This window comes from Dehalococcoidales bacterium (assembly GCA_028717385.1).
In the GTDB taxonomy this organism is placed as follows: domain Bacteria; phylum Chloroflexota; class Dehalococcoidia; order Dehalococcoidales; family CSSed11-197; genus CSSed11-197.
On the sequence record JAQUNW010000019.1, the window covers coordinates 1 to 22128 of the forward strand.

At 47.0% G+C, this 22128-nt stretch carries 21 protein-coding genes; all 21 read right to left on the minus strand.

The genetic code is table 11. The features are described 5' to 3' along the window. Nucleotides 1–1834: DNA polymerase III subunit alpha (gene dnaE / locus PHX29_05100; protein MDD5605266.1), on the minus strand; the 1834-nt coding region annotated here is incomplete at its 3' end. 6 nt (nt 1835–1840) lie between these two features. Continuing rightward, entirely contained in the window at nt 1841–2116 is a 276-nt protein-coding gene (locus tag PHX29_05105; GenBank protein ID MDD5605267.1) for a hypothetical protein, read from the minus strand. Continuing rightward, a complete protein-coding gene (locus PHX29_05110; GenBank protein MDD5605268.1) occupies nt 2065–3243 on the minus strand; it encodes a hypothetical protein in 1179 nt (392 codons plus the stop codon). The genes PHX29_05105 and PHX29_05110 overlap by 52 nt, the downstream gene beginning before the upstream one ends. A gap of 321 nt (nt 3244–3564) precedes the next feature. Further along, the gene (gene recO / locus PHX29_05115) at nt 3565–4353 is read right to left on the minus strand and encodes a DNA repair protein RecO (GenBank protein ID MDD5605269.1); all 789 of its coding nucleotides are present in this window, start codon (nt 4351–4353) and stop codon (nt 3565–3567) included. Between the two features lie 96 nt (nt 4354–4449). Next, the gene (locus PHX29_05120) at nt 4450–4788 is read right to left on the minus strand and encodes a tRNA-binding protein (protein ID MDD5605270.1); all 339 of its coding nucleotides are present in this window, start codon (nt 4786–4788) and stop codon (nt 4450–4452) included. 137 nt (nt 4789–4925) lie between these two features. Then, nucleotides 4926–5537: a recombination mediator RecR gene (gene recR, locus PHX29_05125; GenBank protein ID MDD5605271.1), complete on the minus strand. Its 612-nt coding sequence runs from the start codon at nt 5535–5537 to the stop codon at nt 4926–4928. Between the two features lie 12 nt (nt 5538–5549). Further along, nucleotides 5550–5858, minus strand: a complete 309-nt coding sequence (locus tag PHX29_05130; protein MDD5605272.1) for a YbaB/EbfC family nucleoid-associated protein — start codon at nt 5856–5858, stop codon at nt 5550–5552. After that, entirely contained in the window at nt 5855–7519 is a 1665-nt protein-coding gene (gene dnaX, locus PHX29_05135) for a DNA polymerase III subunit gamma/tau (protein ID MDD5605273.1), read from the minus strand. The genes PHX29_05130 and dnaX overlap by 4 nt, the downstream gene beginning before the upstream one ends. Nucleotides 7520–7631: 112 nt before the next feature. Next, a complete protein-coding gene (locus PHX29_05140) occupies nt 7632–8810 on the minus strand; it encodes a tubulin/FtsZ family protein (protein ID MDD5605274.1) in 1179 nt (392 codons plus the stop codon). 76 nt (nt 8811–8886) lie between these two features. Beyond that, the gene (gene gap, locus PHX29_05145; GenBank protein MDD5605275.1) at nt 8887–9900 is read right to left on the minus strand and encodes a type I glyceraldehyde-3-phosphate dehydrogenase; all 1014 of its coding nucleotides are present in this window, start codon (nt 9898–9900) and stop codon (nt 8887–8889) included. A gap of 2 nt (nt 9901–9902) precedes the next feature. Next, nucleotides 9903–10922 carry a 2-hydroxyacyl-CoA dehydratase gene (locus tag PHX29_05150; protein MDD5605276.1) on the minus strand — a complete coding sequence of 340 codons (1020 nt, stop codon included), beginning with the start codon at nt 10920–10922 and terminating at the stop codon, nt 9903–9905. Then, on the minus strand, nt 10919–11731 hold the full coding sequence (gene tcmP / locus PHX29_05155) for a three-Cys-motif partner protein TcmP (protein MDD5605277.1): 813 nt from the start codon (nt 11729–11731) through the stop codon (nt 10919–10921). The genes PHX29_05150 and tcmP overlap by 4 nt, the downstream gene beginning before the upstream one ends. After that, complete coding sequence (gene eno, locus PHX29_05160) at nt 11697–13022, minus strand: phosphopyruvate hydratase (GenBank protein ID MDD5605278.1); 1326 nt, start codon at nt 13020–13022, stop codon at nt 11697–11699. Before eno ends, tcmP begins: the two co-directional genes overlap by 35 nt. A gap of 3 nt (nt 13023–13025) precedes the next feature. Then, nucleotides 13026–13523: a TIGR00725 family protein gene (locus PHX29_05165; protein MDD5605279.1), complete on the minus strand. Its 498-nt coding sequence runs from the start codon at nt 13521–13523 to the stop codon at nt 13026–13028. Between the two features lie 30 nt (nt 13524–13553). After that, entirely contained in the window at nt 13554–14147 is a 594-nt protein-coding gene (gene pth, locus PHX29_05170; protein MDD5605280.1) for an aminoacyl-tRNA hydrolase, read from the minus strand. A gap of 27 nt (nt 14148–14174) precedes the next feature. Then, nucleotides 14175–15485 (minus strand): DUF1015 domain-containing protein, encoded by a 1311-nt coding sequence (locus PHX29_05175; protein MDD5605281.1) that lies wholly within the window; start codon nt 15483–15485, stop codon nt 14175–14177. A gap of 90 nt (nt 15486–15575) precedes the next feature. Then, a complete protein-coding gene (ligA, locus tag PHX29_05180; GenBank protein ID MDD5605282.1) occupies nt 15576–17615 on the minus strand; it encodes an NAD-dependent DNA ligase LigA in 2040 nt (679 codons plus the stop codon). 124 nt (nt 17616–17739) lie between these two features. Next, complete coding sequence (serA, locus tag PHX29_05185; GenBank protein ID MDD5605283.1) at nt 17740–19314, minus strand: phosphoglycerate dehydrogenase; 1575 nt, start codon at nt 19312–19314, stop codon at nt 17740–17742. 3 nt (nt 19315–19317) lie between these two features. Continuing rightward, nucleotides 19318–20409, minus strand: coding sequence for an alanine--glyoxylate aminotransferase family protein (locus tag PHX29_05190; GenBank protein MDD5605284.1), 1092 nt, complete (start codon nt 20407–20409; stop codon nt 19318–19320). Nucleotides 20410–20471: 62 nt separating this feature from the next. After that, nucleotides 20472–21659, minus strand: coding sequence for a tyrosine--tRNA ligase (gene tyrS / locus PHX29_05195; protein ID MDD5605285.1), 1188 nt, complete (start codon nt 21657–21659; stop codon nt 20472–20474). Beyond that, the coding region (locus tag PHX29_05200; protein MDD5605286.1) for a riboflavin kinase at nt 21656–22128 on the minus strand (473 nt) is incomplete at its 5' end. The genes PHX29_05200 and tyrS, both read right to left, overlap by 4 nt.

Genomic DNA, 22128 nt, shown 5'->3' on the forward strand with positions numbered 1-22128 from the left:
TTTGCATCTGGGCGGCAGATTCTACCTGGAAAATGCCAATGGTATCTCCCCGGCAGAGCATATCGTAAACTGCTGGGTCATCAAAATCTATACGGGAAAGGTCTACCCTCCGGCCAAAGCGTTTTTTAACCATCTCTCCTGCGGCCTGAAGCTGGGAAAGCGCTCCGAGTGCCAGAAAATCTATTTTTACGAACCCGGCATCATCTATGGAATCCTTGTCCCACTGGCATATATAGCGTCCATCCGTGGCTGCAGGACACACTGGTACCATATCGGTAATCGGCGTTGAGGAAATTATCATTCCGCCGGGGTGTTGGCCCATGTAACGTGGGAACCCGTCCAGCTGGCTGGCAAGTTCTATCAATTCGCGCCACAGAGGGTCGTCTATCTTGCCCCGGAAGTAAGGAGATTTTTGCATTTCCCGGGACAGATTTTGGGCAGAGCCATAGTCAGCATGTTTACATAACCTGTCAATTTCTACTGGTGGCATACCGAGCGCCTTTCCCAGGTCACGCACGGCTCCTCTTATTTTGTAGGTAACAATGGTGGCGGTTAATGCGGCGTGCCGGAATCCCCATTTCTGATGGGTTTTGATTATCAGGCTTTCGCGAATGGAGCGGGGAAAATCCAGGTCTATATCCGGCACGTTGGTCATGATGTCCTGAGGCATAAAACGTTCCAGCCCAAGGTTGTATTTGAGCGGGTCTATATGCGAAAGGCCGATCAGGTAACCTGCCAGCAATGCCACTGAAGAACCGCGCCCGCGCCCGGGAGGATTTTCTTCTATTGGTTCATCTGCTTTCGCAAGCCCCTGTTCAACCATAGCTTCATGCCCCAGCTTGATGACCTCGTGGTAGAGCAAAAGGAAGCCTGCCAGATTGTATTTACAGATAAGAGCAAGTTCTTCCTCCAGCCTCTTTTCTACCCCGGGTGTGACGCTTCCGTAGCGGCGCACGGCAGCTTCCAGGCAGAGGTGCTCCAGGTATTTTTCGGCAGTAAAGCCGGCAGGTGCCGGGTAGCTGGGGAAGGTGTAGCTGAGTTCGCGGGAAAGATCGAACGAGCACAGGGAAGCTATTTTACCAATGTTTAAGATGGCCTCCGGGTAATCTTTGAAAAGAGCTTCAAGCTCTGCCACATCTCTCAGGTAGAATTCGGAGTTGGCGTGCCGCTCGCGGTGGGTTTCTTCAAGGCTGGAGTTGTGAGCGATGGCTGTCAGGCAGTCCTGGAGGCGATGGCGGGCGCGAATATGGTAGTGTGCGTTTCCGGTGGCAACCATTTGAGCGCCGGTTTCAGCCGCAAGTGTTGCCAGCATTTTATTTCTTTGCAAGTCTCCAAAAACAAGATTGTTCTGCAGTTCTATAAAATAGTTATCACGCCCGAACCATTCCAGATATTTGCAGATCAAAGAACGCCCGGCTTCCCGGTTTCCGGATGTGGCAAGGCCGGCCAGTTCGCCTTTGGGGCAGCCGGAAAGGGCTATCAACCCTTCGGCATGCTCTGCAAGAAAGCCCGGGTCAAGCTCCGGGTTTTTTCTCCTGCCGTCTGCGTGTGCCAGGGTTATCAGGCGGCACAGGTTTCTGTAGCCGGTGGCGTTTTTTACCAGCAGGGTCAGATGGTAGCCGCCTTTAAGCGTCATTTCTGCACCGGTTATTATCTTGATGCCCAGGGTGGCGCCCAGCCGGGAAAAACACATGGCTCCACATAAGTTATCATGGTCGGTTAGAGCAAGGGCTTTATACCCGAGCTCCTTTGCCCGAACTGCCAGTTCTTCCAGTGAAGAGGCGCCGTCATGAAACGAGTAGTAGCTGTGGCAGTGGAGTTCAGTGTAATCCATACTGGTTTAATACTGCTGACGGTACCAGCAGTTATCCTCGCTATCCTTGTAAATTACCAGACGACGTCCGCTGGTAAGAACCACCGCAAAATAAATACGCGAAATTATCTGGTTGCGCCACCATTCATCATCTATGCGCCAATGGTCCTTGATAGCCTCTACCAATTCCCTGCCTACTTTTCCGGGTAAGCCTTCCTTGCTTTCGGTTACTTTTATTGGTTCTGGGCAATTTACATATTTAAGGGTGCCAACACGTGGCGTCTTTCCGGGATGCGGGACCATGGCTCAGCCTCCTTGAATTTAAATAGCTGTGGACCGCCCAATTTAAGTTCAAGCTGGGAAATTTCTCCTAACAGGTGATCGGTGGATTTTACCTCCGGCAAAAGGCTTTTCTGGCGGGAAAGCGGGCAAGAGATGCCGGTTATTCTGATGCCTAATTGTTCAGCAGGACCGGGTTGCGGCCAGGTTTCCATCACATGCTCAAGGCGTTTCAGGGCGGTCTTAATTTCCATGGCTGGGGACTTGAAAAAGATGCTTTTTCTCCGGCTTTCTCCACTTATAGTGCGAATTGTTATATCCATTCGGCTGATTCCCATACCTCGAGTTGTGAGTGCAGTAAACATACGTGCTAGCAGGCATTCAAAGCCGGCTAGCAGGACTTCGACAAGTGAGGTGGCTGATTCCAGCTCAAGGCTTTCGGTTATGATTTCCCGCGGGAGGCGGGGAACCAGAGGAGAATCGTCGATGCCGTTTGCCAAGCGGTGGATGGTTTTACCTTCTGGCCCAAACTGGGCTTCCAACGCACCTGCCGGAAGGGTAGCAACCTGGCCAAGGGTTTTTAGCCCAAAACTGACAAGCTTTCCCCGGATTTTTGCAGATACCGGCAATTGACAAACGGGAATTTTTGCCAGTGAATGGGTCAGGTTTCCAATTAAATTGGTAAATTCTCCAGGACGGCTGTGTGTAGCTGCCAGGTAGGCCGGGAATTTGCCTTCGGCCTGACCCATTCTGACCTCAAATTCTGTAGAAACGGCTTTTCTTACTGCGTGGGCCAGATCTCCCTTCTCCGGATAGAGAAGTTCAAGGCCGCTGGTACCCATGTAGACTATGCCTTCTGCGCCGTTTTCAACTAATGGGCTCACCTGCTGAAGGCAGTCCAGGATTTGTTCAAACATATCGCGGTAATGGGGCAGATCGGCGCTGATGGTTTCTGCTTCTCCGTATAGAGCGATTGCTCTTTCAAGCGGCATCCCCGGCGCAAGACCTTCCAGACCAGGAGAGTAATCAATCAGAGTGCGCTTGGACGAATTGGAGTTAAACACTAACGCTGGGCGCTTATTTATGGCTGGTTTTCTTATAAGCTCGCACGTGAACGGGAAATGCGGCAGAAGTATACAGAATATTTTCATGGTATGCTCCAGGATTGTAAAGGGATAAAAAGTAGAACATATATATTATAGAACAAATGTTCAGTTTGTCAAGGCGTGTTTGTGTTATTTTGTGTCGTCCTGGATGAGCACGATAGTGCCAAGAAGGATCTTCCCCGTAATAGTGTGTGTTGTTATATAGGGAGTGTTTACGAAAAGACAGGCTCTAGTCTTAAAAGATTCTTCGCTGTGCTCGAGAGTGACATGTTTTTCGTATAGACGGGCACAACTCGTGTGAGATTCTTCGCTACACTCGGGGTGACAGGAGGGGGATGCTCAGGAATGACATATTTTTATGGGTGCTCAGGGTGACAGGGGTTTATTTACATTAAACATCTTAAGGCTATCCAGCCAAGTGGCGGATTTTACTTCTCTTTCCAGGATATAGCGACAGTAACTTCGAAGAAGCTTTTCCAGTTCAAGGTTGAGCTCTGTTGAAAGCTTCAGGCGCAGGGCAGTGGTAATAGCACAGTCCTGGAAGAGCCGTAGAACTTTAAGGCCGTTTACTGATATTGAGTAGGGTAATGCCTGGCTTGCGGCACAGTGCTCACATAGCACTCCACCAGCACCGGGGCTGAAGATGTTGGTTACCGGTTCAAGCGGCTGGCGGCAGATCGGGCATGCCTTTAGTTGGGGGCGATAGCCTGTATACCCCAGCAATTGAATTTCAAAATAACGCAGGCAAGTATTGCATGCTGCACCCTGGCTTAATTGTTCCAGTGTGCTTACCAGAAGCCTGAAAAGCTTTTGGTTATCGATGCGGTCTGCTTCGGCAGTAAACAGGTTGATCAATTCGGCAAGATAGAGCCCGGCAGATGTTGCCTCCAGGCTGTTTCTCAGGGGAAGAAAGCTGTTAATAGCCTGTGAACCAATGATAGTATCCAGATTGCGACCGCGAGCGAGAGTGATCTGTGAATGAGTAAGCAATTCCAAGTGCCCGCTAAGTTTGCTTTTAGGCTTTCTGACCGCTTTGGCTACTGCTTGCAGTTTACCCAAACCTGGAGTGTAGATGGTGATAATACGGTCAGCCTCCCCCAGACGGGTTTTGCGTATTATTACTGCTTCAGTCTGATATTCACGCGGGGGTGGCATTTAGAAACCTCTCTTGTTTTTGGGTGGTTTGTATAGTGAGTGAACAGCAGGCATAGTGGTGAAGATTTAGAATGAAATATGGCATAAAATTCTTGCTCAGGATATCTGTTTGCCGGGTTCAATCGGGCGGTCGGGGCTGATTAAAACACAGCCGCCGCCTTCCATAATTGCGCCAAGTATTAATACTTCGCTGGTGAAATCAGCAATGAATTTAGGCGGGAAGTTGACTACAGCTACAACGTATTTATCTATCAGCTCTTCGATTTTATAAAAGCGGGTGATCTGGGCACTGGATTTTTTAATACCGATCTCGCCAAGGTCTATCCATAATTTGTAGGAAGGTTTGCGGGCTTTGGGGAATTCCTCGGCTCTGACAATTTTTCCAACTCTGATATCCAGTTTATTGAAATCAGCCATATGTATCAGTTCGCTCATGAGTTTATCCTTCCTTTCAGGAACATCGATGTCAAGCAGCTGGTATTAACCAGATAGTTCTAGTTTAGCACAAACAACCTACTTTGGAGTGCCTCTGAGGGATTTTTGAAGAAAACCGGACGACTGGAATTGCCAGGTTAAAAGTCCTGGCGACCTTCCAGTGCCCGGCATAAAGTTACATCGTCTGCATATTCAAGTTCGGTACCGAAGGGGAGTCCCCGGGCGAGCCGGGTTATCTTTATTCCCATCGGGGCAATAAGACGCTGCAGATAAAGAGCCGTGGTCTCACCTTCTGTAGTGGGATTTGTGGCAATAATTACTTCGGTAACAGTGCCATCTTGCAGGCGTTTTATAAGTTCTTGGACGCGGATATTGGCTGCGCCCATACCTTCAGTAGGAGCGATTGCCCCGTGCAATACGTGATAGACTCCTCGATAAACTCCAACATGTTCCAGTGCGAGAATATCCTGAGGTTGCTCAACAACGCAGATAATGGCAGAATCCCGCGTGGTACTGGAGCAAACCGGGCATTTTTCTCCATCAGCAATATTAAAGCAGGCGGAGCAGAGCCGGGTGTTGGTTTTTATGCGTGTGATGGCATCTGCCAATGCCTCAGCTTCTTCTTTAGAGGCCCTCAGAAGATAATAGGCTAGACGCTGGGCGCTTTTCGGCCCGATTCCGGGTAGTTTGCCCAATTCGGTAATCAGATGAGAAACGGAATCGGTTATAGCTTTAGGATTACGTTCCAAAGCATTCTTCTCTTAACTGGTTAAACCAGGGATATTAATTCCATTGGTAACTTCTCCCAAACGCTCATTTGCCAGTTTTTTGGAATCTTCAAGGGCGCTGGCGATAGTCTTAAGAAGAAGCTTTTCCAACTTATCAGGATGAGATGGATCCAAGGCTTCGGGCTCAATCTTGATGGACAAGATTTGCTGCTGCCCGTTAGCGGTGACTTTAATGAGGTTATCCTTGTCAGAAGCCTCGACTCGGGCTTTGGACAGCTCTTTTTGAATTTTTTCCATCTTGGATTTAAGCTCCATTGCCTGTTTGATCATTGAAAAGTTCATTTTTCCTCCACGTGTGTTATTCTAGCGCCGAGTTTATCCTGGGCGGCGTGTACCAGGTGGTTTTTTTCTGGTTCATGTATCGATTTAATGGATATCGGACGGCCAATATAGCTGGAAATAACCTCGCAGGCTACCTTTTTATTGGCAGCATTTTCCATTTTGTCCCGGTGGATTTTATGCTTGAAGGCAATTACCAATAGGTCTTTATCGAAAGATACCAACCTGAGCGAACTGCGAAGCAGTGCAATAGCAATCGAACGTTTGGTGATATCGGGTGCCTGTTCCAGCATTTGGTTCCAGTTTTTCACCAGTAATTCGAACTCAGAGCAGGCTTCAAGGGCGGAAGGTTCTTCAGTTGTATTCTGGGTTACTGTATTGGTGGATTTGGCGGGTTCTTGTTCTGCTGGTGCAATTTCGGCTAAAAACGATTCTTCGACCTCTTCCGGTTCTGGGTTAGGAGCAGGTTTTGGCTCGGATTTTTGTTCTGAATCTGGTTTGACTGATGCGGCTTTCTTCACTATTGTTCTGGAAGAAGACGACTGGCGAGGCTTGGGGGTAGTTTGGACTGGTACCGGAGTGACCTCTGGTTGTAGTCCAATTGTTGAATCCAGTAGGGCAAGTTCCAATGGTAAAGTGGACTGGTCGTCAAATTTTATTTCTCCAAATAAACGGGCAGCGTTTACCAGTGTTTCAGTTGACGTCTTGATCGCCAGCTTTTTTATTTGATCGGTTTCAGCTGGAGTGAAATCAACCAATTCGGCACAACCGCTTTTTACCAGCAGCAGACCTCTCAAATAAGCGGTTATTTCCCGGTTGAATTGCTTAAGGCTAACACCTTCTGCTTCAGCCTGGCTAATTGTAAGAAGTCCCTCACGAGTATCACGGTTGACTATGCATTCAACTACCCGGCTGGCATAAACGTTTCCGGAGTCTCCCAGTAGTCCTCGGACTTGAAGGTCGGTTATTTCGTTGCCATAGTAAGCCGAAAGCTGTTCCAGGGTGTTCTCAGCATCCCTCAGGGAGCCGGTTGCGCTGCGCGCAATCATTTTTAAGGCTTCCGGTTGAATGGTAAGGCCTTCTTTTTCGCATATCGTTTCCAGTTTTATTGAAATGTCTTTATAGGTTAACCGGCGGAAATCAAAGCGCTGACAGCGGGAATGAATTGTTGGCAGAATCTTGTGTGATTCGGTGGTTGCCAATATGAATATCACCCGGGGTGGTGGCTCTTCGAGGGTTTTAAGTAACGCGTTGGATGCTGCAGTAGAAAGCATGTGAACTTCATCTATGATATAGACCTTGAAGCGACACTCCGCAGGTGAATAGGCGACTTTTTCCTTGAGAGCGCGAATGTCATCAACACCGGTGTTCGATGCGGCATCTATTTCAATAACATCTACTGCTCTTCCTTCTGTAATTGCCTGGCATATCGAACAGGTGTTACAGGGTTCGCTGGCCCCTTCGTTGGTCAGACAGTTAACTGCTTTAGCTAGTATGCGTGATGTACTGGTTTTACCAGTACCTCGAGGGCCGCAAAATAAATAGGCATGGGATACTCGCCCAGTTTTAAGCGCGTTGAGCAATGTACGGGTAACATGCTCCTGCCCAACGACATCATTTAAAGACTGGGGTCTCCACCGACGGTAAAAAACTTCAGAAGTCATAAACTTAACCTATTATACCCCAAGGAGGAGTATAACCCAAAAATCCCGGCAGAAAAAAGCCCCTGCTTTAAGGAATAGCAGGGGCTTTTGTTTATTATTTTAAAATGTCGATTTAATCAAGCAGAGATGGAATATCCCGAGCGGAGTCATCGATGTCCTGAAGTTTGGACTCCACATCTTTTTGGCGTTGCTTGATGAGTGGAATAAGGCCGGTCGATTGATTGTAATAGTGCCGGACCTTTTCAACATCACTGAGTTCAGAGAGTATAAGAGTGATATTGAGCTGCCCGCGTTCTCTGGGGTAGTCGCCATTGCGGATAATGGCATTAGGCGCCATGTCTTTCAGCCAGTCTCCAATTTCCTTGACCAGATCCATGTTGATTTCTTTGGCTGGGCCGGAAATAAGATAGAGTGCCCTTGAAGCATCTTTGGGATTTACATAGGTAGATAATTCACTCACAGCTTCATCCATTGCCTGGATTCCTTTGTTGGTTTCTGAACTTTTTGACCTAAAATTACCTACACTGGCAAATGGATTCTTGAAGCGGGCAATGCGGGATTCGCCATAACCCAATACTGTCCAGCCAAGTAGTGTCTGGATAATATCGCCGGCATCCAGAGTTTTAGCGCCGACAAACTTAGAACGCTTTTCTTCACCGGCGCATAGCAAGTTATAGAAAGGCTCTACTATCATGGAGTTAATTTGAGAAAGATTATTTTTAAGGGAAAAGTCCTTGCGAACATAGCGTTGGTTGTCTACCAAAATAACAGCATCAGCTACCGAATTTGTGGATTTTAGGCACACAGCCGTGTTGTATATAGTGCGCTCTTCGTTCTGCTCCTCATGCTCAAATGGTAAAATGACCATAGCGTATACAGGCTTGTCCGGATAACGTTCTTTAATGTGCTGCGCCATAACCGGCATGGAGCCCGAACCGGTACCACCAGCAGCGCTGGCAATCAAGAGAAAACCATCCGTTTCGTAGAAATTCTTGGTATTTCTCAGAGCGTCTACGACCTTATCGGCATCTTCGCGGGCGATTTCTGCTCCAAGTTCGTTGATTTTGCCGACCCCGTGACCTCCGGTTTTACGCCCTCCAATCAAAATCCGATGCTGGTAGTCAGTTCTGATAGTGGCAAGGCCGCTCAAATCGGCAGCATCGGTATTAACGGCAAAAACACCAGGGGCAACGTCTATACCGCGCTGTACCTTGGCACGCTTGTTCAGGCGGGCAAACTCATCTGCAATACGACTTCCTGCCTGGCCAAATCCAATAATCACTAGTTTCATGCTATTTTTACCCCTCCATTATAAAATCCCGGAGCTCGGCTATTTTAACCTTGCTTATTGTTGGGTGTCAACCGAACTAGCACCCTTTGCTGGCTATAAATGCGGCAAGATCTGCTAGTCGGCAACAATAACCCCACTCGTTATCGTACCAGCTTAATAGTTTAGCCATGTTGGAACCGATCACCATCGTACTCAATCCGTCGACGGTACAACTTGATGGGTTCCCTATGAAATCGCTGCTTACGAGAGGCTCTTCGGTATAACTGAGTATGCCTTGCATTGATTTTTCCGAAGCTTCTTTCAGTACGCGATTTATTTCTTCCGAGGTTACTCCACAAGAAAGTTCAATTACCAGGTCGATTACCGATACGGTAAGCACGGGAACGCGGTACGCCATACCATGGAGTTTCCCCTTGAGCTCCGGCATGACCTGGGTTACTGCTTTAGCGGCACCAGTGGTGGTGGGTATGATATTGGCAGCAGCTGCTCTAGCCCGGCGTAAATCCTTATGTGCCTGATCCTGTATTCGTTGGTCGTTAGTATAGGAATGGATGGTGCTCATAAGCCCTTTTTCAATTCCGAAAGCTTCGTGGATTACTTTAACCATAGGGGCAATACCGTTGGTGGTGCAGGATGCATTAGAAATGATGCGATGCTCCGCGGGATTATATTTATCCTGATTTACCCCCAGCACCATGGTTATATCCTCATTTTTTGCTGGTGCTGAGATGATTACCTTTTTAGCGCCTCCATCAAGGTGGGCAGCAGCTTTGAAACCGTCAGTAAAGAAGCCGGTGGATTCAATTACAATATCCGCGCCCAATTCCGTCCAGTTAATTTTTGCCGGATCACGCTCAGCTGTTACTTTTACCTTTTTACCATCTATGACGATGCCGTCTTCCTCTGCTGTTACACTACCAGGATAGCGGCCATAAGTAGTGTCCCATTTGAACAAGTGTGCGCTGGTGGCGGAATCGGTCAGGTCGTTAACTGCAACAACTTCCAGTTCATCTCCGTGATAACGGTTTATTGCCCTGAGAGCCAGCCTGCCGATACGTCCGAAACCGTTGATACCAATGCTTACCGTCAAATCTATAAACCTCCTTTAATTTTGCCTTTTTCTATTTTACTCCGTTGGAGCATATCAATAAAAGCCTCGATGCGGGTTCTGAGATGCTGGTTTATATTATAGTCATTGCTGCCTTCTAATGTGAGGATGGGCACATTCAACTTTGTCCGGAACACGATATCACTTATCGCGCGGTGGCAGAAGGACTGTACGTAATGTATTACTCCATCGATCCGCCTTGCCTGTATTTGTTTCGCGATATCTGCCAGCCGGCTTGCGGTATTGTAAGGATAGGTATAATTAGAGTACTGTTCGGCAAGGTTGTCACCCAATTCTGGCATGGCAAATTGGCGTTGAACTTCATTATATACCACTCGAGCTTCGTTTTCTTCCACAAAATCGTAAAGCGGCTTGGCAAAAACTGGCGGAACACCTATATAAGCCAGCCGCAGGTAATCCGGCGAATACGGAACTCTATTGGCGCTATTGGCTATAAAAAACTCGAGATCATGGGAATATTTTACATAATCCTGATTGAAGTCGGATGTGGAAACCAACCAGATATGGTTTTCAAATCCGCTGATTAAATTATCCTGCCAAGTCATACGGTCCAATTCTAATGCCAGGCTACGCGGTTTAAGAAGTGCTTGCCGTACTTCTTCGGCATTTTTCATGCTGGTGCCTAATAGATTGCACAGCTTTTCCATTGCTGCCAAAATATAATCAGGATTCGGTGAGGGTGGATAACCAAAAGGGATAGTATTAATTCCTTTAAGTTCCAATACCTCCATCAACATCAATGTATTTGAACAATCACCGCCGGTAACACAAATAACAGTGTCGACCTCATTTTCTAAACAGGCTCCATAAATACCCTTTATCCAGGTGCAGGTATTAAGGGAAAAACCGGCTTTTTCAGCAATATCAACTAGTTTATTAGGATTTGGATGGCTAATAAATAAATTGTTCAAATCAATCGGTTGGCAATCAGCGGCAATCAGGCACTCCAGAGGTATGGTGGTAGTAATTCCTACGCTTTTCATAGTGGCTGATGGAACATTTCTCCTGGCAAAAAACGTGTTTTTTGCCAGATGTTTTTGATTTGTCTGATACGAGATTGGCGATCACTAGCCCAGATAATAAAATAATCCGGAATGCGGCCGGGCTTTGCCGGATTAAAGACTTCCACATGGCGATACCCCTGCCCTTTCAGGTTTTCTGCATAAAGGTTGATCATTTTTAGCCGTGCTTTAAGTGGGGGTATCTGGCCTTCGGCCAGGTCTTTGGCGGTTCCCTGCCATCCATTGGTGCCAAAAAAACGGGTGAGCGAATATCTGCAGTTTGGGCGGCTAATATTTTTAAACAAGGCGTTTTCCAGCGGGAATATAAATAGCATGTCCATGCGATAGCCCTGCCAATTTGTTCCGCCGGTAATAATTTTTTTCATAGTTGACCAGCGTAAACGCGAGTATCCAGATGGATCTATTATGCATAAAATGTCGGAAGAGCGTGGAATTTGATCGAAAATCTGACGCCGGGTAGAGTCATAAAGTATGTTACCGCTAATAACCAGTGCATCTATGCCGGAAAATTCCGCGGGATGATCCGCGCTTGGTACAGCAAATACGTAGCGCCCAAAACCGGGTTTAATTCTTAAAGCCCTGTGGCTTAAATCCTTCACTATTGCTCCTGATTCTTTACATCTATACTCGCCGGGTTTAGCAAAAAGTTCCAGGTAGCAATAACCCTGGGCTGATCCGCCTGAAGCGAAACTCTTCAGGAAGTCCTCCAGGCATTCCAGTTTGTGGCAATATACTTTAGATACCAGACGGGGGTCGGGTTGCTTTATCATCTTCCTCTCCCCTCAGATTATAAAAAGCTCTGATGCCCGGATAAATAGCTTTTGGGCCGAGTTCAGCTTCGATTTTTAAAAGACGATTGTATTTTGCAGTTCTCTCGCTGCGGCAGGGGGCTCCTGTTTTTATCTGGCCTGTTCCCATAGCAACAGCAAGGTCTGCAATAGTGGTATCTTCTGTTTCTCCGCTGCGATGAGAGACTACCGCGGTGAAAGAAGCTTTACGCGCCATTTCGATAGCAGCCAAGGTTTCGCTGACGGTTCCTATCTGGTTAAGCTTAATTAAAATGGAGTTGGAGGCGCGGCTTTTAATACCTTTTCCAAGCCGGTCAATATTGGTTACATAAAGGTCGTCACCCACTAATTGTACGTTATTGCCAGCTTTATTATTGAGCTTTTGCCAGCCTTCCCAGTCATCTTCATCTAGCCCATCTTCAATGCTGATCACGGGGTATTCATTTATCAACTTAACATAATAATCAATTAGTTGACGACTGGCGAGCTTTTTATTCTCTTGGGCGAGCAGGTAAGTATTCTCGGAATAAAACTCGCTGGCGGCAACGTCCAGTGCCACATGGCAGTCCTTACCTGGAAAATAACCGGCTTTTTCTATGGCTTCGATGATAATATCTATGGCAGTAGTGTTGGATGGAAGGGACGGGGCGAATCCGCCCTCGTCACCTACGGTAGTCCCCAATTTGTAATGAGAAAGCACTGCTTTCAGACTGTGATAAACCTCTGCTCCCATTTGCAGGGCACCTGAAAAACTGCCTGCACCGGTTGGCATTACCATGAACTCCTGGAAATCGGTGGAGTTGGCAGCATGCCTTCCACCATTCAGTATATTAAACATGGGTACCGGCAGGCACATGTCTTCGCCGCGATTCAAGTACTTGTATAGTGGTTGAAGGGTGTAATTTGCGGCTGTGTAAGCAGCAGCCAATGAGATTCCGAGTATGGCGTTAGCTCCCAGGTGCGCCTTGTTTGGCGTACCGTCAAGTTCTATCATTCTGGCATCTATTGCTTCCTGGGAGGTGACATTCATGCCCTTTAGAGCCGGGCCTAGAATAAGGTTCACGTTGTGGACTGCCTTGAGGACGCCTTTTCCCCGGTAACGCTTGGGGTCACCGTCTCTCAGTTCAACTGCTTCATATTTGCCGGTGCTGGCACCAGAGGGAACCATTGCTTTTCCGATGACACCTCCGGTAGTTTCTATTTCAACTTCGAGAGTGGGGTTGCCCCTTGAATCCAGAATTTCGCGGGCGTTGATCTTGCTGATTGAGGACATGCTTTATTCTTCTCCTTCAGGTTGGTTGTTTATCATATCCATTGCCAGGGCTACAGCTTCTGCTGCCGATGAAGCTCTTATTATTGCTTTATCTGGCTTTCCTCCTCGGGAAAACTCCCATGTATTGAGGCCGATTACTGGCACGCCGCTCTGCAGTGCGTAGCTGATTTCGGAAAGAGTACCGTAGCTGCCGCCGATTGCAATTACTGCTTGAGCTGATCTGGCTACGATAACATTACGTCCGTAACCCATGCCAGTAACCACTGGGATATCTACAAAACTGTTGGCTGACGAGCGTTTATCCCCGGGAAGTATTCCAACGGTAAGGCCTCCTGCCTGGCGGGCACCCCGGCATGCAGCTTCCATCACTCCTCCCAGTCCACCGCAGATTAGTACTACCCCCTTGCTGGCGATTTCTCTGCCGGTTTCTTCTGCCAGTCTCAAGTCTTCCTCAGAAGCTCTTGAGCCGCCGATGACAGATATGGTCTTTTTACTACTCATATTTTTGTATCTGCTACCAGGTGGATTATATCATCCACCTGTAGGCGGGGCAAAGAACCGGTTATAGTTGTTCATAGCTGCATCGAGCCCTTGTGTCAGCAAAACCTCAATTGCTTCGTTGACTCTGGGCAGAACCGATTGCATGAGTATTGTTTCCTGTGGTGTGAGCTCTCCAAGCACATAATCTATGATATCGTCTTCGCTTGATCCTTTCCCTGGTCTCCCAATACCAATTTTTAAGCGCACAAAATCCCGCGTACCCAGGCAGTTAATAATTGATTCAATACCTCTATGGCCAGCGGATTTGCCTCCCTGACGCAGGCGAATTTGACCTGGATTTAAATCCAGGTCATCGTGAATTACGATGGTGGAACAAGGCTGTGTTCGGTATTTTCTTACCAGTCGATTGACTGCTTCTCCACTCAGGTTCATATAAGTTTTCGGGCGAGCAAGTGTTACCAGTGTTCCGCTGATTTCCCCTGAGCCGATAAGGCTCAATCCTTCTCGAGCGCTAATTTTAATACCATGTTTTGAAGCTAGATAGTCAACAGCCATAAAACCCGCATTGTGACGAGTTTTGGCATAATCTTTGCCCGGATTGCCTAGCCCAATAATTAAGTACATCTTTTTAATGTCATGAGAACTCGGATTTTATACCAGACGGTTTAATACCAACCCTGATGGCAGTTTTGGATGAAAATAAGTTGATTTTCTGGGCATGCGCTCCCCGGCATCGGCAACGGTTATTATTGTTTCCGGCTTAACTGTACGCAGGATTATTGCCAGCTGGTGCTGCCCGCTCCTGACCAGATCTATCACTTCTTCCCGGTTGTGATTGAACGATATGCGGGAGAGGTCTGTCATGTCGTTAAGCCCAAGCAGGCTTTCCAGGATAATGTGGTCAACTATACTCACATCCAACGATTTATATAGCTCGGAATGGAATGCAGGCATCATGCTGTTTAGCTTGTTTTGGTCTTTTACGGCAAGTACGTATACCCGATCTCCCCCAAGCCCAAACAGCACCATGCGGGTTGCGCCAGGTCTTGTCAGTTCGTCGTCTATGCTGTTCCAGGAATTCAGTTTATCCAGATGGAATTCGGTGATATCAAACAGCTCCTCCAACCTTGGGATCAATCCGTTGATATTACCCCATCTCACACCTCGTATGAGGCGGTGAGATGGGAGGATTACAAGTCCTGGGTCCGTGATGGAAACCAGTTCCATCATAAGAAAGTTAAAAGATTCTTCGCCAGTAGTTACTCCAAGCAGAGCTTCCTGTTCTCGCCGGTATTTGAGTGCACTTTCATAACGGTGATGACCGTCCGCTATATAGAGTGGCTTGGATTCAAACATACACGAAAGCGCCCGAACTGCCCTGGGCTCGGTAATTATCCATAGTTCGTGTCGATCGTCATCGTAGCCAGTTGTGGCTACGTGGGGAGCGATATTAGTAAGATTTTCCAGCATTGATCCAACGGTGTTATCGCCATCTTCATACATGGCAAACACCGGACTGGTGTTTGCCTTAAGGCTTCGAAGCAGCATCTCCCGGTCGCTCCTTGCTTTGGGAAGGGTACCTTCGTGGGGACGGATTATCATCTTGCTCCAGTCCTCGACCCTTACTGCGGATATCATCGTTCTGCGTCGATACTCTTTGCCGCCTAAGTTGAAGTAATGGTCGTGAATATAGATGGCTGGTTCTCTGTCCTGGATTAAAACCGTTTCATCCAGCCATTTTTCCAGCGTGGTGAGAGCACGAGTATATTTATTGTCACTATCGTCATCTGCTGGCAGCTCTTGGCTGTGTTCAATGCGAATATAGTTGTATTTATTCAACCGGTGATAATTTTCCTGTCCGGATTGAGAAATCACATCATAGGGAGGGCAGATCGCTTTGGATAAATCCGGTACAAATTTATTGTTGTATCGAATTCCGCGAAAGGGTTTTATGAAGGCCATTCTGAAATTAATCCTTTCCGATATTAATAAATAATATTTGGGAATGTCGAGGGAGCCGTGGTTAATTCTAACAGAAAAGTTCAGTTAGGGCTATGGCTCCCCAAGCATTTTCAGCAGAGAGGTTTCGTTAATTTCCTTTATGCCAAGTTTCCGTGCTTTTTGCAACTTGGAACCGGGCGATTCACCAATTACCACATAACTGGTTTTGCGGGTGACGTCACTTTTAGCGTTTCCGCCAAGAGCTCTTATGCGTTCTTCGGCTTCCTCTCTGGTAAAATGGTTGAGCTTACCGGTGATAACAAATTCAAGCCCGGAAAGGGGCATATCTCCTAAAGTCGTTTCTTCTGGTTCTGGAGGTATTACTTCCGCCTTTTTAAGTTTCTGAATTATCAAACGGTTGGCCGGATTGGCAAAGAAAGCTGCGATGCTTGTGGCGATCTTGGGACCAATACCGGGTACCTGGCTCAGTTCCTCCTGGCTGGCTTCCATAAGCCTGTCCAGGTTTTTAAAATGTTGTACCAGCAGCCTGGCTGTCTCGCTGCCGACATGGCGTATCCCCAACCCGTACACCAGGCATTCGAGTGGCGGCCTTTTTGAACCTTCTATTGCGTTGATAATATTGGTGGTTTTTTTATCCTTCATATTATCCAGTTGCATCAGGTCTGCTGGCGAGAGGTAATATAAATCAGCAAAATCCCTGGCCAGTCCCTTTCGATATAGAGCAATAGAAAGATTTTCTCCTATCCCACGTATATCCATTGCATCACGGGAGGCGAAGTGTTCGATGCGTTGCTCAGCTTGTGCAGGACAAGCAGCGTCCGGGCAGTAGTACATGACTTCGCCTGCTGGTTTTGATATAGCCGAGCCGCATTCAGGACAAACCGGCTTTTTGGAAGTTGAGTCCTTCAGCTTGCCCTCAAGGCTGAATGGGTGTGTATTTCGCGGCCTTTTACTGAGGATTGGCCCGACGATTTGCGGGATGACGTCTCCGGCACGCTGGATTATTACGGTATCACCTTCTCTCACATCTTTACGAAGGATATCGTCTTCGTTGTGGAGGGTTGCCTGTTTAACTGTCACTCCACCTATCTGAACTGGCTCCAGGACGGCATAAGGATTCATGGTGCCGGTGCGTCCAACGCTTATTTTTATCTCTTTTAGCAGAGTAGTGGCCTGAACAGGGGGAAATTTATAGGCGATTGCCCAGCGAGGTTCACGTCCTACATCACCAAGTTTTTGCTGAAGTTTTATCTGGTTGATTTTTATTACAACTCCATCAACTTCATAAGGCAGGCTGTGGCGTTTTTCTACCCAACCACGGTAAAACTCTTTCACTTGCTCTATTGTAGAAAAGTGCCTGTTATTGGGATTAATCTTGAATCCCAATTTTTTTAAATATTCAAGTCGTTCCCAGTGCGTGTCAGGGAGGTTTAAGTCTTCTGCCCATCCAAGCATATATATATAAATATCAAGCGGACGCTCAGCAGTAAGGCGGGGATCAAGCTGGCGCACAGATCCTGCTGCGGCATTACGAGGATTAGCAAAAAGCGACAAACCCTGGTGGGATCTATCCAGATTAAGTTTTTCAAAGCCTGTCTTGGTCATGTACACTTCTCCCCTCGCCTCAAAACGAGAAGGAGAATCTGGCGAGACTGCTAGAGGAATGGAGCGAATTGTGCGAAGGTTGTGAGTAATATCTTCCCCATAGACGCCATCGCCTCGGGTAGCGCCAGTAGTAAAATGGCCATTTTCGTAAGTAAGGGCTACAGCCAGCCCATCCATTTTAAGTTCGCAGACAAAATCCAGGTTGGCATTGCCGGCTAAACGCAACGTTCTGGTATACCATTCGTCGAGATCTGTTTCTGTAAAAGCATTAGCCAGAGAAAGCATGGGAATGGGGTGTTTGACTGTATCAAAGGAACTCAGTGGTTTTGCTCCAACGCGTTGAGTAGGAGAATCCGGTGTAACAAGTTCGGGATGGTCCTTTTCCAGTTTTACCAGCCGCTGCATAAGCAAGTCATATTCAGCATCGCTTATTTCTGGATTGTCTTCTACATAATAAAGGTGGTTGTGGCGGTTTATTTCAGACCGCAAGTGCTCAATCTCAGCCTTGATACCGTCGTTTTTCATACCTGACTAGTATAGCATAATGCCCTGGCGGCATCCTTCAGCCACCATTGAATAACAAGTAATGGAAACAAAAAAAGCAGGGGATAATTCCCCTGCTTCAGGTTATGGTGATTAAACTGTTTGTTTAAAGCTGTACCAGTTTAACGCTGTGAACATCCGGCACCTTCAGGATTTTTTGACGATCCTCCTCCTTGAGAGGCTCGTCCAGTGCCATGATCATCAATGCCCTTCCTCTGGGTTTTTCACGGCTCAAGTGCATGTGGCTGACGTTGACATCAGCTTCACCGGTAATTTTGCCAACAGCTCCAATAAGCCCCGGTCGGTCGCGATGGTCTGAAAAGAGGAAATACTTACCTGTAGGGACAATATCAACCCAGAATTCGTTGACTTTAACCACGTGAGGCTCACCACGTAATACCGTACCGGCTACTGATACATTTCCTTCAGAAGTTTCTACATCAAGAGTGATAAGATTGCTGAAGTTCTCGCAGCTGGTTTCCTTTTCTTCTATGACTTGAATACCCCGGCGACGAGCGATTGTATTGGCGTTTACCATATTAACCCGCTCTTCGCTCAACCGGTCAAGCAGGCCACCCAGAATAGCTGCCTTGAGTGCATTAGTATTAAACGATGCAATTTCGCCATTGTATTGTATTTTAATTTTGCGCATGTTACCTTCGCCAAGGTAACTTGTGAGTTGGCCAACTATCTTGGCGACTTTCATGTACGGTCCGAGAACGCTCATTGCTTCTGCAGAAATAAAAGGTGCGTTTACGGCATATCTTGCTGGTTGCCCGCCAAGTACATCCACTATCTGATGAGCTACCTCAGTCGCGGCCAATACTTGAGCTTCGGTGGTTGAGGCTCCGAGGTGTGGTGTAACGATTGTTTTGTCGCAGGTAAACAAAATGCTCTGGGTGCATGGTTCATTACAAAAAACATCTATCGCTGCTCCAGCCAGTTTGCCCTCATTTAGCGCTTTAACCAGTGCTTCTTCATTTATCAGCCCGCCTCGAGCTGCGTTGATAATGCGTGCAGTGGGTTTCATGGTTTTCAGTTGAGGAGTATCTATCATATTGCGAGTGGTATCAGTGAGCGGTGTATGCAGAGTAATGAAATCAGCCTCGCGGTAGAGGGTTTCGAGGGAAACCATTTCAGCTTGAAGCTGCCCAGCCCGCTCTTCAGAAACGAAGGGGTCGTAGGCTAAGATTTTCATCTCCATCCCTCGTGCACGCCGGGCTACTTCCCTGCCAATATTTCCCAAGCCTATAATTCCCAGGGTTTTATTCTTAACTTCAGTGCCCATGAAATCTGCACGTTTCCATTGGCCTGATTTGAGAGAATAATTTGCCTGCGGTATGTGGCGGGCAAGAGATAGCATTAGCGCAATAGTATGTTCGGCAGCAGATACGGTATTGCCGGTAGGGGCATTAGCTACTATAATGCCACGCTCTGTTGCGGCATTTACATCGATATTATCTACACCGACTCCAGCACGCCCGATTATAACCAGTTTTTTACCCGCGTTTATCACATTCGCGGTGACCTGGGTTTGAGACCGCACCACCAGGGCATCATATTCCCCTATGGTATTTATTAATTGCTCTTCAGTTAGTTTTGTTTTGATATCAACTTCTGCAATTTGACTCATGATATCAACGCCGTCTTGAGCAATAGGGTCAGCTACGAGAACCTTCATATTTTATGCTCCTTTAAACCCTGCTTTTGGCAACGCTTCCTTAAGAGCTGCGAATACAGCATCAATATCTTTTTCATCGACCCATCCCAGATGGCCAATACGGAAAATTTTACCTTCCAGCACTTGCTGACCTCCACCGAGGATGACATCATACTCTTCGCGCATTATCTTGTTAAGCAGTTTTCCGTCCAGCCCTTTGTTTGCGTGGACAGAGGTAACAGTATTAGAAGCGTATTTTTCATCCGCAAACAGTTCCAGACCAAGCTTTATTGCGTTGTGGCGGGTCATATTTGCGATACGCTCATGGCGTTTAATGATGTTGGGAAGACCCTCTTCGAGCATCATTTTTATGGCTACCGTCATCCCGAAGACTACAGATACGCATGGAGTCCAGGGCGTTTGGCCTTTTTCGGCATATTTCTTAGCTTTTAGAAAATCAAAATAGAAACGAGGCATTTTAGCTTCTTCGCAGGCTTTCCATGCTTCTGGACTTACGCTTACCATGGCAAGCCCCGGCGGTACCATCCAACCTTTTTGGGAACCGGTAACGCATACATCTACTCCCCATTCATCAACCGGAAGGTTTATTGAACCCATGGAAGATACCGCGTCGACCAGTAAAAGCTTGCCAGCGCTTTTAACCACTTTAGCAATAGAAGCAAGATCATTGGTAACACCGGTAGAGGTTTCATTGTGGGTCACCAGTACTGCCTTGATACCAGGATTGGCTTTTAGGGCACCGGCAACAGCGCTTGCATCGGCAGCTTTACCCCATTCAAATTTAAGGGGAATTACCTCAGCGCCGTAAGTTTTTGCGATAGAAGCCAGGCGATCGCCAAATACGCCGATAGAGACCCCCAGGACTTTATCTCCCGGCGAAAGCGTGTTTACAATCGCTGATTCAAGACCACCAGTGCCCGAGGACGAAAGAAGAAAAATATCATTCCTGGTTTGGAAGATAGTTTTTAAACCCTCTGTAACCTCATTTAAATAACCGGCAAACTGTGGACCTCGATGGTTAATCATTTGCCAGCTCATGGCTTGGAGTACCTCAGGGGGGCATGGTGTTGGACCGGGAATACGTAAATTGCTCATTAAAAACTCCTTACTTGGGCTCATTTTGTAATTATAACTGAAACCTGAAAGGCAATTAAAGTCTAGATGCATTTAACATAACGACGTTTTCCGACCTTGATGACGTTTCCGCAACCTAAAGTGAAGTTGCTGTCATCAACAGTCTGGCCGTCTACTTCTACCGCGCCTTGTGCAATTAACCGCTTTGCCTCTCCGCGGCTTTTGCACAATCCGGCTTCAAAGATAAAATCTCTGAGGCAGGCATTTTTGTTGTCTACAGGATATTCGCTGATCTCATCCGGCAGTTCTTTGTGCTGGACGGTGCGGCGGAAGTGTTCTTCAGCTAGCTCGGCAGACGTACGATCGTAAAGGTTCCCCACAATAATAAGCCCGAGCTGCTTTTTCAACTCCATCGGGTTAACTGTTTCGTTGTTCAAAGACATTCCAATATTGAGTAATGCTTCGTCATCAATATCCGTCAGCAGCTCATAGTAACTGTACAGCAATTCATCTGGTATGCTCATAATTTTTCCAAACATTTCTTCAGGCGGATCGGCAACACCAATATAATTACCGAGGCTTTTACTCATTTTTTTAATTCCGTCAGTCCCAACCAGAAGGGGGGTCATAAGAATATTTTGCGGTCTTTGCCCGATCATTGATTGCAGCTCTCTGCCTACCAGGAGGTTGAATTTCTGATCTTTTCCGCCGAATTCAACATCTGATCGTGTTGCTACGGAATCATATGCCTGGAGCAAGGGATAGAGAAACTCAGTAATTGAAATTGGTTGATTAGCCTGGTAACGCTGGTTAAAATCTTCCCTGGCAAGCATTTGGGCAATAGTAAATTTCGAGGTCAATTGAATGACGTCTGCCAGACTAAAATCGCCGAACCATTCACTCTGCCAGCGCACTTCAGTTTTTTCCTTGTCAACTACCTTGAAAAATTGTTCCATATAGGTTTCTGCATTTTTTTTAACCTGGTCAGCGCTGAGCATTGGCCGGGTAACGGATTGCCCGGAGGGGTCCCCTATCTGGGCGGTCCAGTCTCCAACAATCAGTACTACCTGATGCCCCATCTCCTGGAATTGCCTCAGTTTACGCAGCCCAACCATGTGCCCCAGATGTATATCAGGGAAGCTGGGATCGAACCCTTCTTTCAAGCGCAGCTTTTCACCAGATAGCAAACGGTTCCTTAGTTCATCTTCAATAATGACTTCCGCTACGCCTCTTTTTAAAAGAGATTCGATCTTGGCTACTTCGTTATTCATTTTTGATTTGTTTTGGTTATCCTTTCCATTATTGACCTGACATTTGTGATATCGTCGGCTATTTGTTTTTTTAGCGAATCCTCTCCGGTAAAAGCAATTTCATCTCGAATATATTCGACAAACTCAACTTCTATATTTTTTCCATAAAGCGAATTGTCAAAATCAAGAATATGTACCTCGATCAGTCTCTCCGTGCCGCCAAATGTTGGGCCAGTACCTATATTGGTAGCCGAAGCGAGCTTCTGACCATCAAACATGGCAATAGTTGCATATATACCGTTAGGAGGTATGGCAAAAGCCGGATTAACCGGTATATTAGCTGTCGGGAAGCCTAATTTTCGCCCAATTCCTTTGCCGATGGTTACCGTTCCCTTAAGGCTGTAGTTGCGTACTAACATATCGGCAGCTTGTCTTATCTTGCCTTCAGATATTAAAGATCGTATGGCGGTGCTTGAGACAATACTCCCTG

What these genes read in the sequence shown, in the direction of transcription:
- PHX29_05105 (MDD5605267.1), bottom strand. Translation starts at nt 2,116, where the DNA reads ATGGTCCCGCATCCCGGAAAGACGCCACGTGTTGGCACCCTTAAATAT.
- PHX29_05110 (MDD5605268.1), bottom strand. Translation starts at nt 3,243, where the DNA reads ATGAAAATATTCTGTATACTTCTGCCGCATTTCCCGTTCACGTGCGAG.
- recO (MDD5605269.1), bottom strand. Translation starts at nt 4,353, where the DNA reads ATGCCACCCCCGCGTGAATATCAGACTGAAGCAGTAATAATACGCAAA.
- PHX29_05120 (MDD5605270.1), bottom strand. Translation starts at nt 4,788, where the DNA reads ATGAGCGAACTGATACATATGGCTGATTTCAATAAACTGGATATCAGA.
- PHX29_05130 (MDD5605272.1), bottom strand. Translation starts at nt 5,858, where the DNA reads ATGAACTTTTCAATGATCAAACAGGCAATGGAGCTTAAATCCAAGATG.
- dnaX (MDD5605273.1), bottom strand. Translation starts at nt 7,519, where the DNA reads ATGACTTCTGAAGTTTTTTACCGTCGGTGGAGACCCCAGTCTTTAAAT.
- PHX29_05140 (MDD5605274.1), bottom strand. Translation starts at nt 8,810, where the DNA reads ATGAAACTAGTGATTATTGGATTTGGCCAGGCAGGAAGTCGTATTGCA.
- PHX29_05150 (MDD5605276.1), bottom strand. Translation starts at nt 10,922, where the DNA reads ATGAAAAGCGTAGGAATTACTACCACCATACCTCTGGAGTGCCTGATT.
- tcmP (MDD5605277.1), bottom strand. Translation starts at nt 11,731, where the DNA reads ATGATAAAGCAACCCGACCCCCGTCTGGTATCTAAAGTATATTGCCAC.
- eno (MDD5605278.1), bottom strand. Translation starts at nt 13,022, where the DNA reads ATGTCCTCAATCAGCAAGATCAACGCCCGCGAAATTCTGGATTCAAGG.
- PHX29_05165 (MDD5605279.1), bottom strand. Translation starts at nt 13,523, where the DNA reads ATGAGTAGTAAAAAGACCATATCTGTCATCGGCGGCTCAAGAGCTTCT.
- pth (MDD5605280.1), bottom strand. Translation starts at nt 14,147, where the DNA reads ATGTACTTAATTATTGGGCTAGGCAATCCGGGCAAAGATTATGCCAAA.
- PHX29_05175 (MDD5605281.1), bottom strand. Translation starts at nt 15,485, where the DNA reads ATGGCCTTCATAAAACCCTTTCGCGGAATTCGATACAACAATAAATTT.
- ligA (MDD5605282.1), bottom strand. Translation starts at nt 17,615, where the DNA reads ATGAAAAACGACGGTATCAAGGCTGAGATTGAGCACTTGCGGTCTGAA.
- serA (MDD5605283.1), bottom strand. Translation starts at nt 19,314, where the DNA reads ATGAAGGTTCTCGTAGCTGACCCTATTGCTCAAGACGGCGTTGATATC.
- PHX29_05190 (MDD5605284.1), bottom strand. Translation starts at nt 20,409, where the DNA reads ATGAGCAATTTACGTATTCCCGGTCCAACACCATGCCCCCCTGAGGTA.
- tyrS (MDD5605285.1), bottom strand. Translation starts at nt 21,659, where the DNA reads ATGAATAACGAAGTAGCCAAGATCGAATCTCTTTTAAAAAGAGGCGTA.